Genomic DNA, 17,948 nt, shown 5'->3' with positions numbered 1-17,948 from the left:
CGGCGTCCGACCACCGATCGTCGCGTCGACGCCGCTCCGCACGGCCGCGTCGTCGGGCTCGCGCTCCGGGTCGCTGCCGGGCACACCTGGGGTCGTCGACTGCTGCATCCTCCGAGGCTAAGCCCGAGCCGCCGCCCGGACGCGGCGTGACGCGGTGGTCGCGCCGACTCGCCCGCGAGCCGCCCCTGTGGAGGAGCGGATCAGTGCCGGCGGTGGTCCTGGATGGTCATCCGCGGGCCGTGCCGCGGCTTCCTCGCTCCGCTGCAGCCGATCAGCCGGATGATCCGCTGCCGGTGCCCGCGCCACGGCTCGAGGAGCTCGAGCATGCCGTCGTCGTCGACCCCGAGCCGACCCGTGAGCGCGAAGCCGACGGCCGCGGCCAGGTGGTAGTCGCCCACGCTGACCGCGTCCGGATCGCCGTGGGCGCGCATCATCACCTCGGACGCCGTCCACGGCCCGATCCCCGGCACCGACTGCAGCCGGCGGGCGACCTCGTCGCCGCCCCGCCCGAGCGCGAGGGTCCGCTCGAGGCCGGAGGCGACGAGCGCGGCGGTGAGGACGGTCCGCGAGCGCCGCGGATCCACTCCCGCGCGGTGCCAGTCCCACGAGGGCACCCGTCGCCACTGCTGCGCGCTCGGAGCCACGTGCAGAGCGACCGGCCCCGGGGCGGGCTCCCCGTGGAGGCGCACCAGCACCCGGTAGGCGCGCCACGCCTCCGTGCTCGTGACCTTCTGCTCGAGGACCGACGGCGCGAGCATCTCGAACACCAGGTTCGCGCGCGTGAGGCGCAGGCCCGACGAGCGGCGGAGCACCTCGGCGAGCGGCGCGTGGGCCGACAGGTCGAGCCCGCTCCAGTCGTCGCCGTGGCCGAGGAGCTCGGGGACCGCGTCGATCAGCCACTCCGCTCCCCCGCCCCAGGCGCGCGCGTGGATCGCGCCGTCCGCCGCCTGCCGCAGATGCAGCGTGCCCGGGCCGAGCGGCGTGCGGAACGCCCGCCAGAAGCCGGACGCGTCGAGGAGCATGGTCGGGTCGCCCGAGCCCCGCAGCAGCGTGCGGAGGGTGAGCGCGAGGCTCACGGGCTCCGACGGCGCGTAGACCGTCGCCCAGGAGGGCTCGGGAGCAGGGGCGGGGATCGACACGCAGTGATGCTAACCGGCGGCTCCGACACCGGATCGGACGCTCCTCCGCAGAACCCCCATCCACGACGTGTTCGGAGCGACACGCCCGGCGGATTGGTTCAGACGGCGTGAACACATGCGCGGATCCGATCGCCCGTTTCCACTGGTCAGCAGGTCGGTCCCGGGCGTAGCTTCGCGCTGTCGCGGCGGCGCTCCAGCTGCCCGGCACCCGCCTAACACTGGAGATGCGCACATGTTCGACACGACCTTCATCCGCAACGCGATCGTCAAGAGCTCTGAGACCGCTCTCGACCGTCGCCGCTTCTTCGAGGCCACCGGCGTCGCCGGCCTCGGCATCGGAGCCGCGGCCCTCGCCGCGCCCACCGCCTCCGCCGAGGAGGTCGCTGCCAGCGGCCCCAGCGACGCCTCGATCCTCAACTTCGCCCTCAACCTCGAGTACCTCGAGGCCGAGTTCTACCTCCGCGCCGTCTACGGCACCGGCCTCGGCGGCTCGGACGTGACCGGCAAGGGCACGCCCGGCGGCGTCATCGGCGGCCGCCCCGTCGACTTCAAGACCCCGTGGCTGAAGAGCTTCGCCACCGAGGTCGCGAACGACGAGAAGGCCCACGTGCAGTTCCTGCGGGCCGCGCTGGGCACCGCGAAGGTGGCCCGCCCGGCGATCAACCTGAAGGACAGCTTCAACTCCGCCGCCGTTGCGGCGGGGCTGATCAAGGCCGGTCAGTCGTTCGACCCGTTCGCGAGCGAGTCGAACTTCCTGCTCGGCGCCTTCGTCTTCGAGGACGTGGGAGTGACCGCCTACAAGGGCGCCGCCCCGCTCATCCAGTCGAAGACCTACCTCGACGCGGCCGCCGGCATCCTCGCGGTGGAGGCGTACCACGCGGGCGCGATCCGCTCGGCGATCTACGCCGCCGACCTGTCCGACTCGGCGAACAAGCTCTCCGACGCGCGCGACAGCCTCGACGGCAAGACCGACCTCGACCAGGGCGTCAAGGTCAACGGCCAGGCGAACATCGTCCCGACCGACGCCAGCTCGATCGCGTTCAGCCGCACCCCGGGCCAGGTCCTCAACATCGTGTACCTGAACCCCGCGGCCGGGACGCGCACCGGCGGATTCTTCCCCCGCGGCGTCAACGGCGAGCTCGTCACGACCTAGTCCCACCAGCACAGAGCACGACGACGGGCCCTTCCTCGAGGCGGCGAGGAGGGGCCCGTCGTCGTCCGCGTGCACATCCGTTCACCGGGTCCTCTAACCTGAGCGGGTGAAGATCGGGATCCTGACCTCCGGTGGCGACTGCCCCGGCCTCAACGCCGTCATCCGCGGTGCCGTCTACAAGGGCATCAAGGTCTACGACCAGGAGTTCGTGGGCTTCCGGAACGGCTGGCGCGGAGTGGTCGACGGCGACCTCCTGCCGCTGGGCCGCCCCGAGATCCAGGGCATCGCCAAGCAGGGCGGCACGATCATCGGCACCAGCCGGACGAACCCCTTCGAGGGCGAGAACGGCGGCCCCGAGAAGATCGCCGAGACGATGGACCGCAACGGCATCGACTCGATCATCGCGATCGGCGGCGAGGGCACCCTGGCGGCGGCCAAGCGCCTCACGGACGCGGGCCTCAAGATCGTCGGCGTCCCCAAGACCATCGACAACGACCTCGGCGCCACCGACTACACCTTCGGCTTCGACACCGCCGTCGGCATCGCGACCGACGCGATGGACCGCCTCCGCACCACCGGCGACTCGCACGGCCGCTGCATGGTCGCCGAGGTCATGGGCCGCCACGTCGGCTGGATCGCCCTGCACTCCGGCATGGCCGCGGGCGCCCACGTCATCCTCATCCCGGAGAAGCGCACCTCCCTAAACCAGATCGTCGAGTGGGTGCAGAGCGCGCAGGACCGCGGGCGCGCACCGCTCGTCGTGGTCGCCGAGGGCTTCTCGCTCGACACGATGGACGACGCCCACTCCGAGCGCGGCCTCGACGCCTTCGGCCGGCCCCGCCTCGGCGGCATCGGCGAGCTGCTGGCTCCGCTCATCGAGGAGCGCACCGGCATCGAGACCCGCGCCACGACGCTCGGCCACATCCAGCGCGGAGGCACGCCCACCGCGTTCGACCGCGTCCTCGCGACCCGCCTGGGCATGGCCGCCATCGACTCCGTCGTCGCCGAGCACTGGGGCCGCATGGTCGCCCTGCGCGGCACCGACATCTACCACGTGGACTTCGCCGAGGCGCTCGGCACCCTCAAGACGGTCCCGGACGCCCGCTACGAGGAGGCGCGCACCCTCTTCGGGTAGCGCGCGCTCCCCGCGGAGCGGGTCAGCCCTTCGCGCCGTCCGGCGTCGCCGTGGCGACGATCTGCGCCCGCGCGAGGGTGTGGAAGTGCGCGTTGAAGCCGAGGATCGCCGGCGTCGACTCCGGATCGAGGTCGAGCGACTCGACGTCGAGGGCGTGCACCACGAAGAAGTAGCGGTGCTCGCGGTCCGGCGGCGCCGCTCCGACGAACTGGCGCAGCCGCATCTCGTTGGGCAGCGTCTGCGCGCCCGCCGGGAGCAGCTCGAAGCCGGCGGCTCCGGCTCCCGTGGGGAGCTCCGTGGTGTCGGCCGGGAGGTTGTAGACGGCCCAGTGCCAGAAGCCGGAGCCGGTGGGCGCGTCGGGGTCGAACACCGTCACGGCGAAGCTCTTCGTCTCGGCGGGGGCTCCCGACCAGCGCAGGTGCGGCGAGACGTCCTCCCCGCCGGAGCCCTCGCCGTAGTGGCGGGCGGACAGGGGCGCACCGTCGGCGATGTCGTCGCTCTCGAGCGCGAAGGTCGGCACCTCGCCGAGGCGGGCGTAGGGGTCGTAGGTCCAGTCGGACATCCGGTTTCTCCGTTCGGGAAGGGCGGGCGGGGGCCCGCGCCCTCAGCCTAGGAACCCGGCGGTGCGCGCCGAAGGGCTTGCGGAGGGGGTCAGGACCCGAGATAGCGCCCGGGCCGGTGGTTGAACGCCAGGACCAGGTTGAGCACCACCACTCCCGCCGCCGAGATCAGCACGTTCAGCGGAGGCACCACCAGCAGCGCGGCCGCGACCACGCACGCGTCGAGCGCCATCATCACGTAGCCCGCCCGCCAGCCGAGCCGCTCCTGCGCGATCAGGGCGACGATGCTGAATCCGCCCAGGCTCGACCCGTGCCGGAAGAGGATCAGGAGGCCGATCCCCGCGAGCACGTCGCCCGTGAGGACGCCGTAGACGGGCTCGATCCGCAGCTCGCCGAACGCCAGCGGGTGCAGGCCCGCCAGGACCGAGACCAGCACGATCGAGAACATGGTCCGCAGCGTGAAGCGCCAGCCCTTCTTCCACAGCGAGAGGGCGAGGAACGGCACGTTGACCGTGACGAGGATCACGCCGAACGGGATGTCGAGCGGGTACCCCAGCAGCAGTGCGAGACCCGCGGTGCCGCCCGTGACCGCCTGGCTCGCGCGCAGCAGGTAGAGGCCGAGCGACACGACGAACGCACCGGTGACGAGACCGAAGACGTCCTCGAGGCGGGAGTGCGGCACGGGGGCGGAGGCGTCGGGCACCCGACGATGCTGCCACACGCCGCGCCCCGGTCCGGACGTCCTCGTAGGATGTGCCGGTGCTGCCGAAGATCCTGCTGTTCTACCGCTTCGTGCCGCTGGCCGACCCCGAGTCCGTGCGGCTGTGGCAGCGCGAGCTGTGCGAGTCGCTGGGCCTGCGCGGGCGCCTGCTGATCTCGGAGCACGGGGTGAACGGCACGCTGGGCGGCGGGATGGACGCCCTGAAGCGCTACGTCCGCCGCACCCGTGAGCACTCGGCCTTCCACGGGCTCGAGGTGAAGTGGAGCGACGGCTCCGGCCTCGACGACGACGGCCGCAGCCTCGACTTCCCCGGTCTCTCGGTGAAGGTGCGCGACGAGATCGTCTCGTTCGGCGCGCCCGACGAGCTGCGGGTCGACGCCGACGGGGTCGTCGGGACGGCGCCGCGGCTCGACCCGGACCAGCTGGACGCCCTCGTCGCCGAGCGCGACGACGTGGTGCTCTTCGACGGCCGCAACGCCTTCGAAGCCGAGATCGGCAGGTTCGAGGGGGCGATCGTGCCGGGGGTCTCCAGCACCCGCGAGTTCGTCGAGCAGCTCGACGCCGGCGTCTACGACCACCTCAAGGGCCGGCCCGTGGTCACGTACTGCACCGGCGGCATCCGCTGCGAGGTGCTGTCGAGCCTGATGACGGCGCGCGGCTTCGGCGAGGTGTACCAGCTCGACGGAGGCGTCGTCCGCTACGCCGAGGCGCGGCGCGACCGCGGTCTGTGGAAGGGGGCCCTGTACGTCTTCGACGGCCGCGGCTCCGTCTCCTTCTCCCCCGACGCCGAGGCGCTCGGCCGCTGCACCTCGTGCGCCGCGCCGACCAGCCGGATGCGCAACTGCACCGATCTCTCCTGCCGCGCCCAGCTCGTGGTCTGCGCCGACTGCGATGCGGCGGCCTGCGCCGCGCACGCGGGCCCTACGCTCGTGCCATGAGCATCGAAGCGCGCGGACGCACCCTCGTCGACCTCCACACCGCCCCCGAGCTGCTGCAGGTGGTGAACGTCTGGGACGTGATCAGCGCGACCACGATCGCCGCACTCCCGGAGACCCGGGCGCTCGCGACCGCCAGCCACTCCATCGCGGCGGCGTTCGGCTACGAGGACGGCGAGCGGATCCCGCTGGAGCTGCACCTGGGCATGATCGAGCGCATCGTCGCCGCCGTCGAGGTCCCGGTCTCGGCCGACCTCGAGGCGGGCTACGGCGACACGGGCGAGACGGTCCGCCGCGCGATCGGGATCGGCGTCGTGGGCGCGAACCTGGAGGACCAGGCGAAGCCGCTCCCGGAGGCGCTGCGGGCGGTCGAGAAGGCCGTCGCCGCGGCCGAGGAGGAGGCGGTGCCCTTCGCTCTCAATGCCCGCACGGACGTGCTCCTCCGCGCCGGCGACCGCGACCGCGGCGAGGTCCTGGCCGACGCGATCGAGCGCGGCCGCGCCTACCTCGACGCCGGCGCCACCTGCTTCTTCGTCCCCGGGCTGCTCCAGGACGCCGAGCTGGAGTCCCTCGTCGCCGCCCTCGGGCGGCAGCGCGTCAGCGTCATCGGCGTCCCCGGATCGCAGTCGCCCGCCCGCTTCGAGGAGCTCGGGCTGGCCCGCGTCTCCTACGGTCCGTGGACGCAGCGCGTCGCCCTGACGGCGCTCCAGGACGCGGCCTCCGCCCTCTACTCCGGCGGATCGCTCCCCGAGGGCACCCGGCCCCTGAACTGACCGCCCGGCCGCGGGCCCGCGGGCGTAGCGTGGGCCCATGTACCGAGCCATCGTCGTCGAGCGGCACTCCGACTCCGACACCGACACCCCCAACCGAGCCCGCCTCCTCGAGCGCGACGACCCCGACCGCTCGCACGGCGACGTGTCGATCGCCGTCGAGTACTCGAGCGTCAACTACAAGGACGCCCTGGCGCTGGCGGGGCGGCCCGGGATCGTGCGCCGCACCCCGCTCGTCGCCGGCATCGACCTGGTCGGCACCGTGGAGTACGCGGACGGCGAGGCGGGCGAGCGCTTCGACTCCGGCGACCGGGTGGTGCTCAACGGCGCCGGCCTCGGCGAGCGCCACGACGGCGGGCTCGCCGAGCGGGCGCGTGTCGACTCCGCGTCGCTGCTCCGGCTGCCCGGCGCCATCTCGGCGGCACGGGCCGGAGCGATCGGCACCGCGGGCTTCACGGCGATGCTGGCCGTGCTGGCGCTCGAGCGGCACGGCGTGCGGCCGGGCAGCGGTCCCGTCCTGGTGACGGGGGCCTCGGGAGGCGTGGGGTCGCTCGCCGTCGCGCTCCTGGCGCGCCTCGGCCACGAGGTCGTCGCCTCGACCGGCCGGCTCGGCGAGCACGGCGCTCTGCTCCAGCGCCTCGGCGCCTCCGACGTCATCGACCGCGCCGAGCTGCAGGAGGGCGGGAAGCCGCTGCAGTCCGAGCGCTGGGCGGGAGCGGTGGACTCCGCCGGCTCGCACACGCTCGCGAACGCCCTTGCGCAGACGCGGTGGGGCGGCACCGTGGCGGCGTGCGGTCTCGCGCAGGGCCCGGACCTGCCGGTGAGCGTGATGCCGTTCATCCTGCGCGGAGTGACGCTGGCCGGCATCAACTCGGTGGAGGCGCCGCGCAAGCTCCGCGAGGAGGCCTGGCGCCGCCTCGCCCACGACCTCGACCTGGAGCTGCTCGACGAGCTGACGACGACGGTGCCGCTCGGCGGGGCGGTCGACGCGGCCGAGGACGTGCTCGCCGGCCGCTCGCACGGTCGGACGCTGGTGGACGTCCGCGCCTGAGGGCACGGCGTCGGCGGAGGGCGTCCGCCCGCCTCGAGCGTGGAGGAGTGGGCGCCTCGGCCGGCGCTGCGTGGCTGCTGCTCGTGCGGCGGTGCGCTACTCCGCGGCCTCGGTGGCGCCGCTCGGCTCGGCCGACGCGTGACCGACGGAGGAGTCGGGGCGCGCGGCGCGGGGTTTCGCCGGCGTGCGGGGCTTCGGCGCGGGCTTCGCGGCCGGCCCCGGCTTCGCGGGGGCGGGCTCGGCGGACTCGGATCCGGCGGGCTTCGGCTCGGCGGGCTTCGATCCCGCGGACTTTTTCTCGGCGGGCTTCGGCTCCGCGGGCTTCGGCTCGGCGGGCTTCACCGGGGCTGCGGACTCGATCGGCTCGGAGCCGATGACGTCCACGGGCGCGGAACCCCCGGACCCGGCCGGCGTGCTCGCGGCGGTCCGAGCACTCGTCTTCGGAGCGGCCTTCGGAGTGGCCTTCGGGCTCTTCGGAGCGGCCCCCGCTGCTGACTCCGTCGGCGCCACGACGTCCTCCGCGGCGCCGTCCGCCTCCGGAGCCGCGGCCGCCGCGCTCCCGCTGCTCGCCGCCTCCCGGCCCTCGACCACCGTCGCCGGACCCGCCGCCTCCGCGGCCACGGCCGCGGCCTCCGCCGCCTTCGCCTTCTTCTTCGCGCGCTTCTCCGCGGCGGCCGCCTGTGCCCGCTCCGCCTGCTCGGCGACCTCGGGGACGATCACGAGGTCGTCGGTCTCGATCACGGGGATCGCCGCGGTCGTCGTCCCCAGCTGGAGGGCCGCGATCAGCTCGGGAGCGTGCTTGGTGCTCACGATCAGGCGGGAGTAGTCCTCGTCGACCAGGTCGATCACGACGGCCGAGGCGGTGCGCTTGATCAGCAGGAAGTCCTTGCCGCCGTGGAACTTCCACGTGCCGGCCGCGAGCGTGAGCGGCACCGCGGTGCCCGGCGCGCGGATGCCCCGCACCCAGATCCAGGGGTCCTCGGTGACCGTCGCCGAGCGGATGCTCGACCGGTCGACGACGACGTCGCTGCGGTGGAACGCGAGCAGTCGCTCGGCCGCGGTGAGGCGGAGTTCGAGGCGGTCGGGGAGCACGGTCACGACGGGCATGCCTCTAGTCTGCCCCGCCGCCCGCCGCCGGGTCAGCGCCGGATCGCACAACGATGCCCCGCCGCTCGCGTGGGTGGCAGCATGGTCGGATGCCGATGGATCCGGACGAGGCGCGCCTCCTCGACGCGCTGCTGGCCGAGCGGCAGGCCGAGACGCGCGACGAGGCGGCCCGGCTCGAGGCCTCGCTGGCCGAGCTCCTGCGCGACCGTGCCGACGGCACCGCCGATGACGAGCACGACCCGGAGGGCACGCCGCTCTCGGCCGAGTGGTCGCGGATGGCCGGAGTCCGCGACGCTCTCGCCCGCACGGCGCGCGAGCTCGACGCCGCTCGCGCCCGCCTCGGCACCGGCGGCTACGGGAACTGCGCCTCGTGCGGCCGCCCGATCGGGGCCGCCCGCCTCGCCGCCCGGCCCACGGCCGAGCTCTGCATCGACTGCGCCCGTCTGGCGGAGTCGCGCATCCGCTGACGCCCCGCGAGGCGAGCCTGCGGCGCGCCCTCCGCCTGAAGGCCCCCACAGATCCCGGCGTGCGGAAACCCGGTTTCTCCTGCGAGCATTCACACCCGGTCGCGTCCCTCGAACAGGTCTGACGGACCACCCCCTCCCCCCCCTGCTCGAAAGGCACTCCTGCGATGACCGAGACGTCGACCGCCCGATCGACCGGCGCCCCTCCCACCCCCGACAAGCGCGCCTGGCGCTCGCTGATCGTCCTGCTCGCGGGCATGTTCATCGCCCTGCTCGACACGACCATCGTGAACGTGGCGCTGCCCACCATCCGCACCACGCTCGACGCCTCCGAGTCGACGCTCTCCTGGATCATCTCCGGCTACGCCCTCGCGTTCGGCCTCGCCCTGATCCCTGCCGGCCGCCTCGGCGACCGCTTCGGGCACAAGTGGGTCTTCGTCAGCGGCATCGCCCTCTTCACCGTCGCCAGCTTCGCGTGCGGACTGGCCGCGGACGACACCCAGCTCGTCATCGCCCGCATCGTGCAGGGCCTGGCGGGCGGCGTCTTCGTCCCGGCGGTCAACGCCTACATCCAGCTCCTCTTCCGCGGCCCCTCGCGCGGCAAGGCCTTCGCGGTGATGGGCGCGGTCCTCGGCGTCTCGTCGGCGCTCGGCCCGATCATCGGCGGCCTGATCATCCAGGCCTTCGGCGACGAGAACGGCTGGCGCCTGGTCTTCTGGGTGAACCTGCCCATCGGCGTCGCGACCCTGATCGCCGCCGCGGTCCTCCTCCCCGCCCGCCGCGACCTCGAGGCCGGCGACCGCGCCCCGAGCGGAGGCGTCGACTGGCTCGGCCTCGTGCTCGTCTCCGGCGGCCTGGTCGCCCTGCTCGTCCCGCTCATCCAGGGCGAGGACGAGGGCTGGCCGCTGTGGACCTTCCTCTCGATCGCCGGCGGAGTCCTGCTCCTCGCCGCGTTCGGCGCCTGGGAGGTCCTCCACGTCCGCCGCGGCCGCGCTCCCCTGGTGCCGCCGTCGCTGTTCCGCCACCCGGCCTTCACCGGAGGCGTGATCCTCGCGCTGGTCTACTTCGCGGCCTTCACGAGCATCTTCTTCACCATCTCGCTGCTGTGGCAGTCGGGCCTCGGCCACACCGCGCTCGAGTCGGGCCTGGTGTCGATCCCCTTCGCGATCGGCAGCATCATCAGCTCCTCGCAGAGCAACCGGATGACCGCGCGCCTGGGCCGCAACGTCCTGGTGATGGGCAGCGGACTCCTCGCCGTCGGGCTCGGCTGGGTCTGGCTGGTGCTGCTGACCGCGACCCCGGACTCGATCAGCAACTGGCAGCTCCTGCCGCCGCTGCTGATCGCGGGCCTCGGCAACGGCTTCTTCATCGCCCCGAACGTGCAGTTCATCGTCTCGACCGTCGACCCGCAGGACGCGGGCGCGGCGAGCGGCGTGATCTCGGCGATCCAGCGCATCGGCTCGGCCGTGGGCATCGCGGTCATCGGCAGCGTGCTGTTCGGGAGCCTCGTCATCACGGGTCCGGACACGGTCGCCTCGGGCTTCCTCGACGCCGCGGCTCCCGCGATGCTCCTCAGCACCCTGATGGCGGTCGCCGCCTTCGCGCTGGTGTTCGTGCTGCCGAAGTCGGTCTCGCGCCGGGGCTGAGGGCCCCTGTCCGGTCGCCGCACGCCGGCGGCCGGGCGCGCGGAACGTCCGCCGCCCGGAGCTCCGGCGCGGCGGGCCCCCCGCCTGATCCGCGGGCGGCCCGGGAGCCTACGCCCGAGCGGCCGCCGCGGCCTTCGCCGCCGCCGGCAGCGCGTCCACGATGCGCCCGATCGCCGCGTCGTCGTGCGCGGCCGAGACGAACCAGGCCTCGTACACCGACGGCGGCAGCGAGACGCCCGCATCGAGCATCGCGTGGAAGAACGCCGGGTAGCGGAACGACTCCTGCGCCTGAACCTCGGCGTAGTCGCGCACCGGCCGGCCCAGGTCCGTGAACATGAAGCTGAAGAGGCTCCCGGCCGTCTGCACCGTGTGCGCGACGCCCTCGGCCGTCAGCGCCGCCGACACCTCGCGCTGGAGCGTCAGCGCCGTGGCGTCCAGCGAGGCGTAGACCGCGTCGTCGGCCAGCTGCAGCGTCCGGATGCCCGCGGCCACCGCGACCGGGTTCCCGGAGAGGGTGCCCGCCTGGTACACCGGCCCGAGCGGCGCCAGGTGGTCCATGACGTCCGCACGGCCGCCGAGAGCCGCGACCGGCATCCCTCCGCCGATGACCTTGCCGAAGGTGTAGAGGTCGGCCCGGTACGGAGCCTCGGCGCCGCGGTTCTCGAGCCCCCACCAGCCGCCGGCGCTCACGCGGAAGCCGGTCAGCACCTCGTCCATGATCAGCAGCGAGCCGTTCGCGTGCACGAGGTCGGCGAGGGCCGCGTTGAAGCCCGGGTCCGGAGCGACGACGCCCATGTTGGCGGCCGCGGCCTCGGTGATGACCGCCGCGATGTCGGCGCCGCGCTCGGCCAGGACCGCGCGCACCGCCTCGAGGTCGTTGTACGGCAGCACGATCGTCTGGGCCGCGGTCGCGGCCGTGACGCCGGCGGAGGCGGGCAGCGAGAGGGTCGCGAGACCGGAGCCGGCATCGGCGAGCAGCCCGTCGGAGTGGCCGTGGTAGTGGCCGGAGAACTTGATCAGCAGGTCGCGGCCGGTGACGCCGCGGGCGAGGCGGATCGCCGTCATCGTCGCCTCGGTGCCGGTGGAGACCAGGCGGAGCTTCTCGATCGGCGAGACTCCCCCGGCCGTGATCCGCGCCTCGACCAGCTCGGCGAGGTCGGTCTCGGCGGGAGTGGACGCGCCGAACGAGAGACCGCGGGCGGCCGCCTCCTGCACCGCCGCGACGACCTCGGGGTGCGCGTGCCCGAGGACCGCGGGGCCCCAGGAGCAGACGAGGTCGACGTACTCGCGCCCGTCCGCGTCCGTGATGTACGGGCCGGCGGCCGAGACCATGAAGCGGGGGGTCCCGCCGACCGAGCGGAACGCTCTGACGGGCGAGTTGACGCCTCCGGGGATCGCGTGCCGGGCACGCTCGTACAGGGTGTCGTTCGCCGAGGTGGTCACCCCTCCAGGGTACGCGCGCCGCCCGGCGCCCTCGCGCCGGAGGAGCGCTTTCGGACGAGACGCCGAGGCTCGCTCCCAGGAGGAGGAGCGGCTACTTCAGCAGGTCGCGAGCGATCTCGACGGCCCAGTAGGTGAGAACCGCGTCGGCCCCCGCGCGGAGGATCCCCGTGACCGACTCCAGGATCGCCGGCTCGCGCGAGATCCAGCCGTTCGCGGCGGCGGCCTCGATCATCGCGTACTCCCCCGACACCTGGTACGCCCAGACCGGCACGTCCGAGACGGATGCGACGTCCGAGAGCACGTCGAGGTAGCTCATGGCCGGCTTCACCATCACCACGTCGGCGCCCTCGGCGAGGTCGAGGGTCGCCTCGCGCAGGCCCTCGCGGCGGTTCGCCGGGTCCTGCTGGTAGGTGCGGCGATCGCCCTCGAGCGTGGACTGCACGGCCTCGCGGAACGGACCGTAGAAGCTGGAGGCGTACTTCGCCGAGTACGCGAGGATCGCGGTGTCCAGGTGCCCGGCGCCGTCGAGAGCGGCGCGGATCGCTCCGACCTGGCCGTCCATCATCCCCGAGAGCCCGAGCAGGTGGGAGCCGGCCTCGGCCTGGGCGAGCGCCATCTCCTCGTAGCGGAGGAGCGTGGCGTCGTTGTCGACGCGCCCGCGGTCGTCGAGCACGCCGCAGTGGCCGTGGTCGGTGAACTCGTCCAGGCACAGGTCGGTCTGCACGACCAGCGCGTCGCCGACCTCCTCCACGACGACCCGCGTCGCGGCGTTGAGCACGCCGTCGAGGTCGGTCGCACCGGAGCCGACCGCGTCGCGCGTGGTCGGCACGCCGAACAGCATCACACCGCCGATCCCCGCCTCGGCCGCCTCCGTCACCGCTCCGCGGACGCTGTCCAGCGAGTGGTGCATCACCCCCGGCATCGACCCGATCGGCCGGGCCTCGGTGGTCCCCTCGGCCACGAAGAGGGGCAGGATCAGCTGCGCCGGGTGGATGCGCGTCTCCTGGACGAGACGGCGGAGTGCGGGGGTCGTGCGGAGGCGGCGCGGGCGGATGGCAGTCATGTCCTCCAGCGTAATCCCGCCCCGCCGAGCACCTCCCGGGAGCGCGGACGCCTCACCCCGTTGAGGTGCTCCGGACGCACGACATCAGCCGAGAGGCGGATCCCTGGCCTGCGGGGCCAGGCCCGCCCCTCCCGGCCGACGTCGCGCCGGGGAGGCGGCTTAGCGGGGAGCGCGCTCCGTGGCGACGGCGGCGACCGCGTCGATGAGGGAGGAGGCCGAGCGCTCGTCGGCGACGACGTCGACGCGCAGGCCGAAGGCGCGGGCGTCCTTCGCGGTCTGAGGGCCGATCGCGGCGACGAGGATCGACTCGGGCACCGGGCCGAGCTGCTTCTGGACCTGCTCCGCCACGCTGCCCGAGGTGACGAGGATCGCGTGCACGGCTCCGCCGGCGACATCCGCCACGACGCGCTCCTCCACTGGGACGCCGACCGTACGGTAGGCGACCACGGAGCGCACGTCGTGCCCGATGCGGGTGAGGCCCTCGGTGAGCAGCGGCTTGGCGATCTCGGACCGCAGCGTCAGCACGCGCAGGGGGTGCCGGCCGCCGGTGGCCTCCTCCCACTCGGCCAGGAGGCCGCGGGCGGAGTTGTCCTCGGAGGGGACGAGGTCGACGGAGTAGCCGGCGGCGACGAGCGCGGCCGCCGTGGTCTCGCCGACCGCCGCCACCTTGGTGCTCGCGGGCACGGTGGTGCGCAGGAGGGAGAGGACGTCGACCGTGGTGGCGCTCGTGACGGTCATCCAGTCGAAGGCGCCGGCCTCGAGGTCGGCGAGGGCCTGCTCGAGCGCCGGGAAGTCGTCGGTCGGCGCGAAGTTGATCATCGGAGCGACGACGGGCGAGGCTCCCTTGGCACGGAGAGCGGCGGCGACACCGTCCCCCCACGGGCCTCCGCGGGGGACGAGGATGCGCCACCCCTGCAACGGCTTCTCCCACTGGGAGTAGGCGGCGGGGACGATCACGAAGGGGCTCCCAGGGGTGCGAGTTCGGCGGCACCCGCACCGAGAAGCGCGTCAGCGAGCAGAGAGCCGCAACGGAACGCGGCTTCGACGACGGGCAGTTCGCGACCACCATACTGCGGATCCGCCCGGTGTCGACCACCGCCGACCGAACCGTTATCGACCGGCTCCGCGACCTCCCGTGCGAGGGACGCCGTGCCGTCGACGGCGAAGACCACGCCGTGCAGGACCACGCGGTCCTCCTCGACGACCGCGGAGGCTCCGATCGGAGCGGCGCACCCGGCCTCGAGGGAGGCGAGGAGCGACCGCTCGGCCGTGATCGCCGCGCGGGTCGGCACATGCTCGACCGCTGCGAGAGCGGCGCGAAGCTCCTCCGACGGCTCCTCGTCGCGCACCTCGATGGCCAGCGCTCCCTGACCGGGGGCGTGCGGGGAGACGTCGAAGCCGAGCACCTCGGTGATCGCGTCGACCCGGCCGAGGCGGCGCAGGCCGGACAGGGCGAGCACGATCGCGTCCAGCGGCGAGTCGCTGCCGGGCAGCACCCTCCGGAGCCGGGTGTCGATGTTGCCGCGGATGTCCACGATCTCGAGGTCCGGACGGGCGGCCAGCAGCGCCGCGCGCCGGCGGGGCGAGCCCGTGCCCACGCGGGCGCCGACCGGCAGCGTCGCCAGGGTGAGCCCGTCGCGGGCGCAGAGCGCGTCGCGCGGGTCCTCCCGCTCGGGGACCGCTCCGAGCAGCAGACCCTCCACCGCAGCGGTGGGCAGGTCCTTCAGCGAGTGCACGATCGCATCGCAGCGCCCGGCGAGCAGCGCGTCACGCAGGGCGCTGACGAACACGCCGGTGCCGCCGAGGGAGGCGAGCGAGCCGCGCATGCGGTCGCCGTCCGACTCGATGCGCACCAGCTCCACGGGGACCCCCGCGGCGGCCGACATCAGATCGGCCGTCATCCGGGTCTGCGCCACCGCGAGCGCGCTCGCGCGGGTGCCGACTCTGATGCTCACGACAGACGACTCCTCATCACGGTGCGACTCCCGCCAGGGCGGGCTTGAACCCCGCTCGCACGTTCTCGCAGCAGCCGGGGCGGCAGACGTCGTACCAGGGGCCGAGCGCCGTCATCGAGGGCCGGTCCTCGGTCGGCACGCCGTTGACGCGCTCGAGGACCAGGTCGATCAGGCCGGAGACGTAGACCGGGTCCGTGCCGGGGGTCGCGACGCGGAGCGCGACGAGTCCGTGCTCCTCCGAGGTCTCGAGGGCCTCGTTGTCGAGGTCCCACATGACCTCCATGTGGTCGGACACGAAGCCGAGCGGGACGATCAGCAGCGCGCGGCGGCCGCGGGCCGGCAGCTCCGCGATGGCGTCGTTGATGTCCGGCTCGAGCCAGGGCTGGGTGGGCGGGCCGGAGCGCGACTGGTAGACCAGCTGCCAGGGCACGTCCTCGTCCGTGGCGGCGGCCATGACGACCTCGGCGACGGCGAGGTGCTGCGCCTCGTAGGCGCCGCCCGGTCCGAACTCGTGCACGTCGACGACGGTGCCGTCGTCGTGGCGCTCGTGGGGTCCGCTGCGCTCGGCGTCGGCCATGGGGATCGAGTGCGTCGAGAACAGCACCTCCACCTCGGACGTGACATCGAGGTCGGGCATCCGCTCGCGCAGCTCGTCGAGCCCGTCGTGGACGGCCTTGATGAACGGCATCACGAAGCCGGGGTGGTCGAAGAACTGGCGCACCTTGTCGATCCGCAGCTCGCCCTCGAGGCCGGTCGCGTCGAGCGCCGCCGCGTAGTCCTCGCGGTACTGCCTGCAGGACGAGAAGGAGGAGTACGCGCTGGTGGCGATGGCGAGCAGGTTGGTGAACCCGCGCTCCTTCGCCTCGGCGACGGCCTCGCTCATGTAGGGCGCCCAGTTGCGGTTGCCCCAGAGCACGGGGAGGTCGATGCCGCGGTTCGCGAGCTCGGCCTCGAGCGCCTTCTTCAACGCGCGGTTCTGCGCGTTGATCGGGCTGACGCCGCCGAAGTGGCGGTAGTGGTGGGCGACCTCCTCGAGGCGCTTCTCCGGGATGCCGCGGCCGCGGGTGACGTTGCGGAGGAACGGGATGACGTCGTCCTGGCCCTCGGGCCCGCCGAAGCCGGCGAGGAGGATCGCGTCGTAGGCCACGGGGACCTCGACGTGCTCGGGGCCGGACGCCGCCGCAGGGGTGGCCCCGCGGACGAGGATCGGCTCGCTGGTCGTGTCGCTCATCGAAGCACCTCGGCGATCTGGTCGGCGTCGATGCGCCGGCCTGTGTAGAAGGGGACTTCCTCGCGCACGTGGCGGCGGGCCTCGGTGGCGCGCAGGTCGCGCATGAGGTCGACGAGGTTGACGAGCTCCTCGTCCTCGAGGGCGAGGATCCACTCGTAGTCGCCGAGCGAGAACGAGGCGACCGTGTTGGTCAGGACGGAGCGGAACCGCGAGCCCTGGCGCCCGTGCTGGGCGAGCATCGCGCGGCGCTCCTCCTCGGGGAGGATGTACCACTCGTAGGAGCGGACGAAGGGGTAGACCGTGAGCCAGCGGGCCGGCGCCTTCCCGCGCATGTAGGCGGGGAGGTGGTTCGAGCTGAACTCAGCGTCGCGGTGCACGCCCATCGCGTTCCACGTCGGCAGGAGGCCGACCAGCAGCTCCGTGCGCCGCAGCTCGCGGTAGGCCCGCTGCAGCTCCTCGGGCGCCGGGCCCGTGAGCCACAGCATGATGTCGGCGTCGGCGCGCAGGGCCGAGACGTCGTAGGTGCCGCGAACGGTCACGCCCTGGCCCTCGAGCTGGGCGACGAGGTGCTCGTACTGCTTCACCGCGGGATCCACGGCGTCGCTGGAGAGGGTGAACGGACGTGCGGGATCCCTGCGGAGAACCGCCCAGAGCGTGTATCCCAGGGCCTGATCGGAGTGATCCTGATCGGCGGGGGGCTGCGGCGCCGGAGCGGCGGCGCTCGTGTCGGGGGCGGACTGAACGGGACCCGCCGTGCCGGCGGTCTGATCGGTCATTGATCCATCATCCCTCCGCTCGTGCCGATGCACAAAAGCGGCGGGGGCTCTGGCGCCGGAGGGCCCGGGACGCTAGCACCCCGGGCCCTCCGGCGCTCAGTCCTCGATGATCTGCTTCGCGACGCCCCAGACGACGAGGCCCACGGCGGCGGCGGCGCCGACCGCTCCGGCGATCAGCGCGGAGGGGTTCTGGCGGCGCACCACCTGGAGCTTGCGCTCGATCGTCCGCTGGGCCGTGCGCACCTTACGCGGCACGTTGACCTTGTACTCGATCGCGTCGAGGGTCGCGGCCAGCTCGGAGCGAGCGCGCTCGATGTCGGCCTTCAGCTGGCCGGGCTTCAGCTCCGCCGGGTCGACGAAGCGGGGCGTGGTGCTGCTGACGGATCGCTCAGTTGTCATAGCTGCCCACTCCCTTGAACGCCTGGACGTCCTTCTTGATGCTGTCGATCGAGTCCTGCGGCACCGGCGGCACGGCCTTCTTGATGGTGCGCACGCCGACGAGGGCGAGGATCACGGCCACCAGGAGGAAGAAGACCGTCACGATCAGCGCCGACAGCCAGGCCGGCAGCCAGGAGGCGATGCCGATGATCGCGAAAGCGACGAGCGTCGCCCACGCGGTCAGGAGGAGGAAGGCCGCGACCGCGAACAGGCCGACGGCCAGACCCGCGCTCTTCGCCTTGCCCGCCAGCTCGTTCTTCAGCGAGGCGACCTCGGCCTTGACGAGCTCGATCACGAGGCCGGGCAGGTCGCTGACCAGCTCTCCCAGTGATCGGGCGTTCTTGGGATTGCGTTCGTTCAC

19 protein-coding genes are annotated in these 17,948 nt (G+C 73.4%); 7 read left to right on the top strand and 12 right to left on the bottom strand.

Annotation, left to right across the window (positions count from 1 at the left end):
- Window positions 1–200: 200 nt before the first annotated feature.
- Window positions 201–1,139, bottom strand: coding sequence for a DNA-3-methyladenine glycosylase (locus C5C95_RS01940; protein ID WP_258072608.1), 939 nt, complete (start codon window positions 1,137–1,139; stop codon window positions 201–203).
- A gap of 232 nt (window positions 1,140–1,371) precedes the next feature.
- Between C5C95_RS01940 and C5C95_RS01935 the strand changes: the two genes are divergently transcribed.
- Complete coding sequence (locus C5C95_RS01935; protein WP_104323674.1) at window positions 1,372–2,292, top strand: ferritin-like domain-containing protein; 921 nt, start codon at window positions 1,372–1,374, stop codon at window positions 2,290–2,292.
- A gap of 106 nt (window positions 2,293–2,398) precedes the next feature.
- Window positions 2,399–3,427 carry a 6-phosphofructokinase gene (locus C5C95_RS01930; RefSeq protein ID WP_104323673.1) on the top strand — a complete coding sequence of 343 codons (1,029 nt, stop codon included), beginning with the start codon at window positions 2,399–2,401 and terminating at the stop codon, window positions 3,425–3,427.
- Window positions 3,428–3,449: 22 nt separating this feature from the next.
- Here C5C95_RS01930 and C5C95_RS01925 read toward each other — a convergent pair whose 3' ends face one another.
- Together C5C95_RS01925 and C5C95_RS01920 are read right to left on the bottom strand one after the other, a co-directional pair.
- Window positions 3,450–3,989, bottom strand: a complete 540-nt coding sequence (locus tag C5C95_RS01925) for a YbhB/YbcL family Raf kinase inhibitor-like protein (protein WP_104222867.1) — start codon at window positions 3,987–3,989, stop codon at window positions 3,450–3,452.
- Window positions 3,990–4,078: 89 nt separating this feature from the next.
- On the bottom strand, window positions 4,079–4,690 hold the full coding sequence (locus C5C95_RS01920) for a YitT family protein (RefSeq protein WP_244230588.1): 612 nt from the start codon (window positions 4,688–4,690) through the stop codon (window positions 4,079–4,081).
- 56 nt (window positions 4,691–4,746) lie between these two features.
- Between C5C95_RS01920 and C5C95_RS01915 the strand changes: the two genes are divergently transcribed.
- From C5C95_RS01915 to C5C95_RS01905, 3 genes are read left to right on the top strand one after another with little or no spacing between them, the layout of a single operon-like run.
- Entirely contained in the window at window positions 4,747–5,646 is a 900-nt protein-coding gene (locus tag C5C95_RS01915) for a rhodanese-related sulfurtransferase (protein ID WP_104226150.1), read from the top strand.
- Window positions 5,643–6,416, top strand: coding sequence for an isocitrate lyase/phosphoenolpyruvate mutase family protein (locus C5C95_RS01910; protein WP_104226149.1), 774 nt, complete (start codon window positions 5,643–5,645; stop codon window positions 6,414–6,416). The genes C5C95_RS01915 and C5C95_RS01910 overlap by 4 nt, the downstream gene beginning before the upstream one ends.
- Before the next feature lie 37 nt (window positions 6,417–6,453).
- Window positions 6,454–7,464, top strand: coding sequence for an MDR family oxidoreductase (locus C5C95_RS01905; RefSeq protein ID WP_104249899.1), 1,011 nt, complete (start codon window positions 6,454–6,456; stop codon window positions 7,462–7,464).
- 96 nt (window positions 7,465–7,560) lie between these two features.
- Here C5C95_RS01905 and C5C95_RS17935 read toward each other — a convergent pair whose 3' ends face one another.
- The gene (locus C5C95_RS17935; RefSeq protein WP_308471515.1) at window positions 7,561–8,571 is read right to left on the bottom strand and encodes a hypothetical protein; all 1,011 of its coding nucleotides are present in this window, start codon (window positions 8,569–8,571) and stop codon (window positions 7,561–7,563) included.
- 89 nt (window positions 8,572–8,660) lie between these two features.
- Between C5C95_RS17935 and C5C95_RS01895 the strand changes: the two genes are divergently transcribed.
- Both C5C95_RS01895 and C5C95_RS01890 read left to right on the top strand, forming a co-directional pair.
- Complete coding sequence (locus C5C95_RS01895) at window positions 8,661–9,038, top strand: TraR/DksA family transcriptional regulator (protein ID WP_258063213.1); 378 nt, start codon at window positions 8,661–8,663, stop codon at window positions 9,036–9,038.
- A gap of 164 nt (window positions 9,039–9,202) precedes the next feature.
- Window positions 9,203–10,681 (top strand): MFS transporter, encoded by a 1,479-nt coding sequence (locus C5C95_RS01890; RefSeq protein ID WP_104309358.1) that lies wholly within the window; start codon window positions 9,203–9,205, stop codon window positions 10,679–10,681.
- 108 nt (window positions 10,682–10,789) lie between these two features.
- On the opposite strand, the gene hemL is transcribed toward C5C95_RS01890, so the two are convergent.
- From hemL to C5C95_RS01850, 8 genes are all read right to left on the bottom strand, one after another.
- On the bottom strand, window positions 10,790–12,124 hold the full coding sequence (hemL, locus tag C5C95_RS01885) for a glutamate-1-semialdehyde 2,1-aminomutase (protein WP_104222874.1): 1,335 nt from the start codon (window positions 12,122–12,124) through the stop codon (window positions 10,790–10,792).
- A 91-nt stretch (window positions 12,125–12,215) separates the two neighbouring features.
- Complete coding sequence (hemB, locus tag C5C95_RS01880; RefSeq protein WP_104323672.1) at window positions 12,216–13,187, bottom strand: porphobilinogen synthase; 972 nt, start codon at window positions 13,185–13,187, stop codon at window positions 12,216–12,218.
- Between the two features lie 159 nt (window positions 13,188–13,346).
- Window positions 13,347–14,141 (bottom strand): uroporphyrinogen-III synthase, encoded by a 795-nt coding sequence (locus tag C5C95_RS01875; RefSeq protein ID WP_104222950.1) that lies wholly within the window; start codon window positions 14,139–14,141, stop codon window positions 13,347–13,349.
- The gene (gene hemC, locus C5C95_RS01870; protein ID WP_104283147.1) at window positions 14,141–15,142 is read right to left on the bottom strand and encodes a hydroxymethylbilane synthase; all 1,002 of its coding nucleotides are present in this window, start codon (window positions 15,140–15,142) and stop codon (window positions 14,141–14,143) included. Before hemC ends, C5C95_RS01875 begins: the two co-directional genes overlap by 1 nt.
- A gap of 16 nt (window positions 15,143–15,158) precedes the next feature.
- Complete coding sequence (locus C5C95_RS01865; protein WP_104323671.1) at window positions 15,159–16,373, bottom strand: ferrochelatase; 1,215 nt, start codon at window positions 16,371–16,373, stop codon at window positions 15,159–15,161.
- Window positions 16,370–17,149 (bottom strand): hydrogen peroxide-dependent heme synthase, encoded by a 780-nt coding sequence (gene hemQ / locus C5C95_RS01860; RefSeq protein ID WP_104226142.1) that lies wholly within the window; start codon window positions 17,147–17,149, stop codon window positions 16,370–16,372. The genes C5C95_RS01865 and hemQ overlap by 4 nt, the downstream gene beginning before the upstream one ends.
- A 96-nt stretch (window positions 17,150–17,245) precedes the next feature.
- Window positions 17,246–17,548: a DUF3618 domain-containing protein gene (locus C5C95_RS01855; RefSeq protein WP_104222879.1), complete on the bottom strand. Its 303-nt coding sequence runs from the start codon at window positions 17,546–17,548 to the stop codon at window positions 17,246–17,248.
- Window positions 17,538–17,948, bottom strand: a complete 411-nt coding sequence (locus C5C95_RS01850; protein ID WP_244229489.1) for a phage holin family protein — start codon at window positions 17,946–17,948, stop codon at window positions 17,538–17,540. Before C5C95_RS01850 ends, C5C95_RS01855 begins: the two co-directional genes overlap by 11 nt.

The organism is Rathayibacter sp. AY1B7, from assembly GCF_002932735.1.
Classification (GTDB): Bacteria; Actinomycetota; Actinomycetes; order Actinomycetales; family Microbacteriaceae; genus Rathayibacter.
Note: the sequence above shows the minus strand (reverse complement) of the source record. Positions and strands in the feature narration are given on the sequence as shown.

Coding starts and splice junctions, on each gene's coding strand:
- C5C95_RS01890 (WP_104309358.1), top strand. CDS start 9,203: ATGACCGAGACGTCGACCGCCCGATCGACCGGCGCCCCTCCCACCCCC.
- hemB (WP_104323672.1), bottom strand. CDS start 13,187: ATGACTGCCATCCGCCCGCGCCGCCTCCGCACGACCCCCGCACTCCGC.
- C5C95_RS01905 (WP_104249899.1), top strand. CDS start 6,454: ATGTACCGAGCCATCGTCGTCGAGCGGCACTCCGACTCCGACACCGAC.
- C5C95_RS01855 (WP_104222879.1), bottom strand. CDS start 17,548: ATGACAACTGAGCGATCCGTCAGCAGCACCACGCCCCGCTTCGTCGAC.
- C5C95_RS01910 (WP_104226149.1), top strand. CDS start 5,643: ATGAGCATCGAAGCGCGCGGACGCACCCTCGTCGACCTCCACACCGCC.
- C5C95_RS01925 (WP_104222867.1), bottom strand. CDS start 3,989: ATGTCCGACTGGACCTACGACCCCTACGCCCGCCTCGGCGAGGTGCCG.
- C5C95_RS01895 (WP_258063213.1), top strand. CDS start 8,661: ATGCCGATGGATCCGGACGAGGCGCGCCTCCTCGACGCGCTGCTGGCC.
- hemQ (WP_104226142.1), bottom strand. CDS start 17,149: ATGACCGATCAGACCGCCGGCACGGCGGGTCCCGTTCAGTCCGCCCCC.
- C5C95_RS17935 (WP_308471515.1), bottom strand. CDS start 8,571: ATGCCCGTCGTGACCGTGCTCCCCGACCGCCTCGAACTCCGCCTCACC.
- C5C95_RS01935 (WP_104323674.1), top strand. CDS start 1,372: ATGTTCGACACGACCTTCATCCGCAACGCGATCGTCAAGAGCTCTGAG.
- C5C95_RS01865 (WP_104323671.1), bottom strand. CDS start 16,373: ATGAGCGACACGACCAGCGAGCCGATCCTCGTCCGCGGGGCCACCCCT.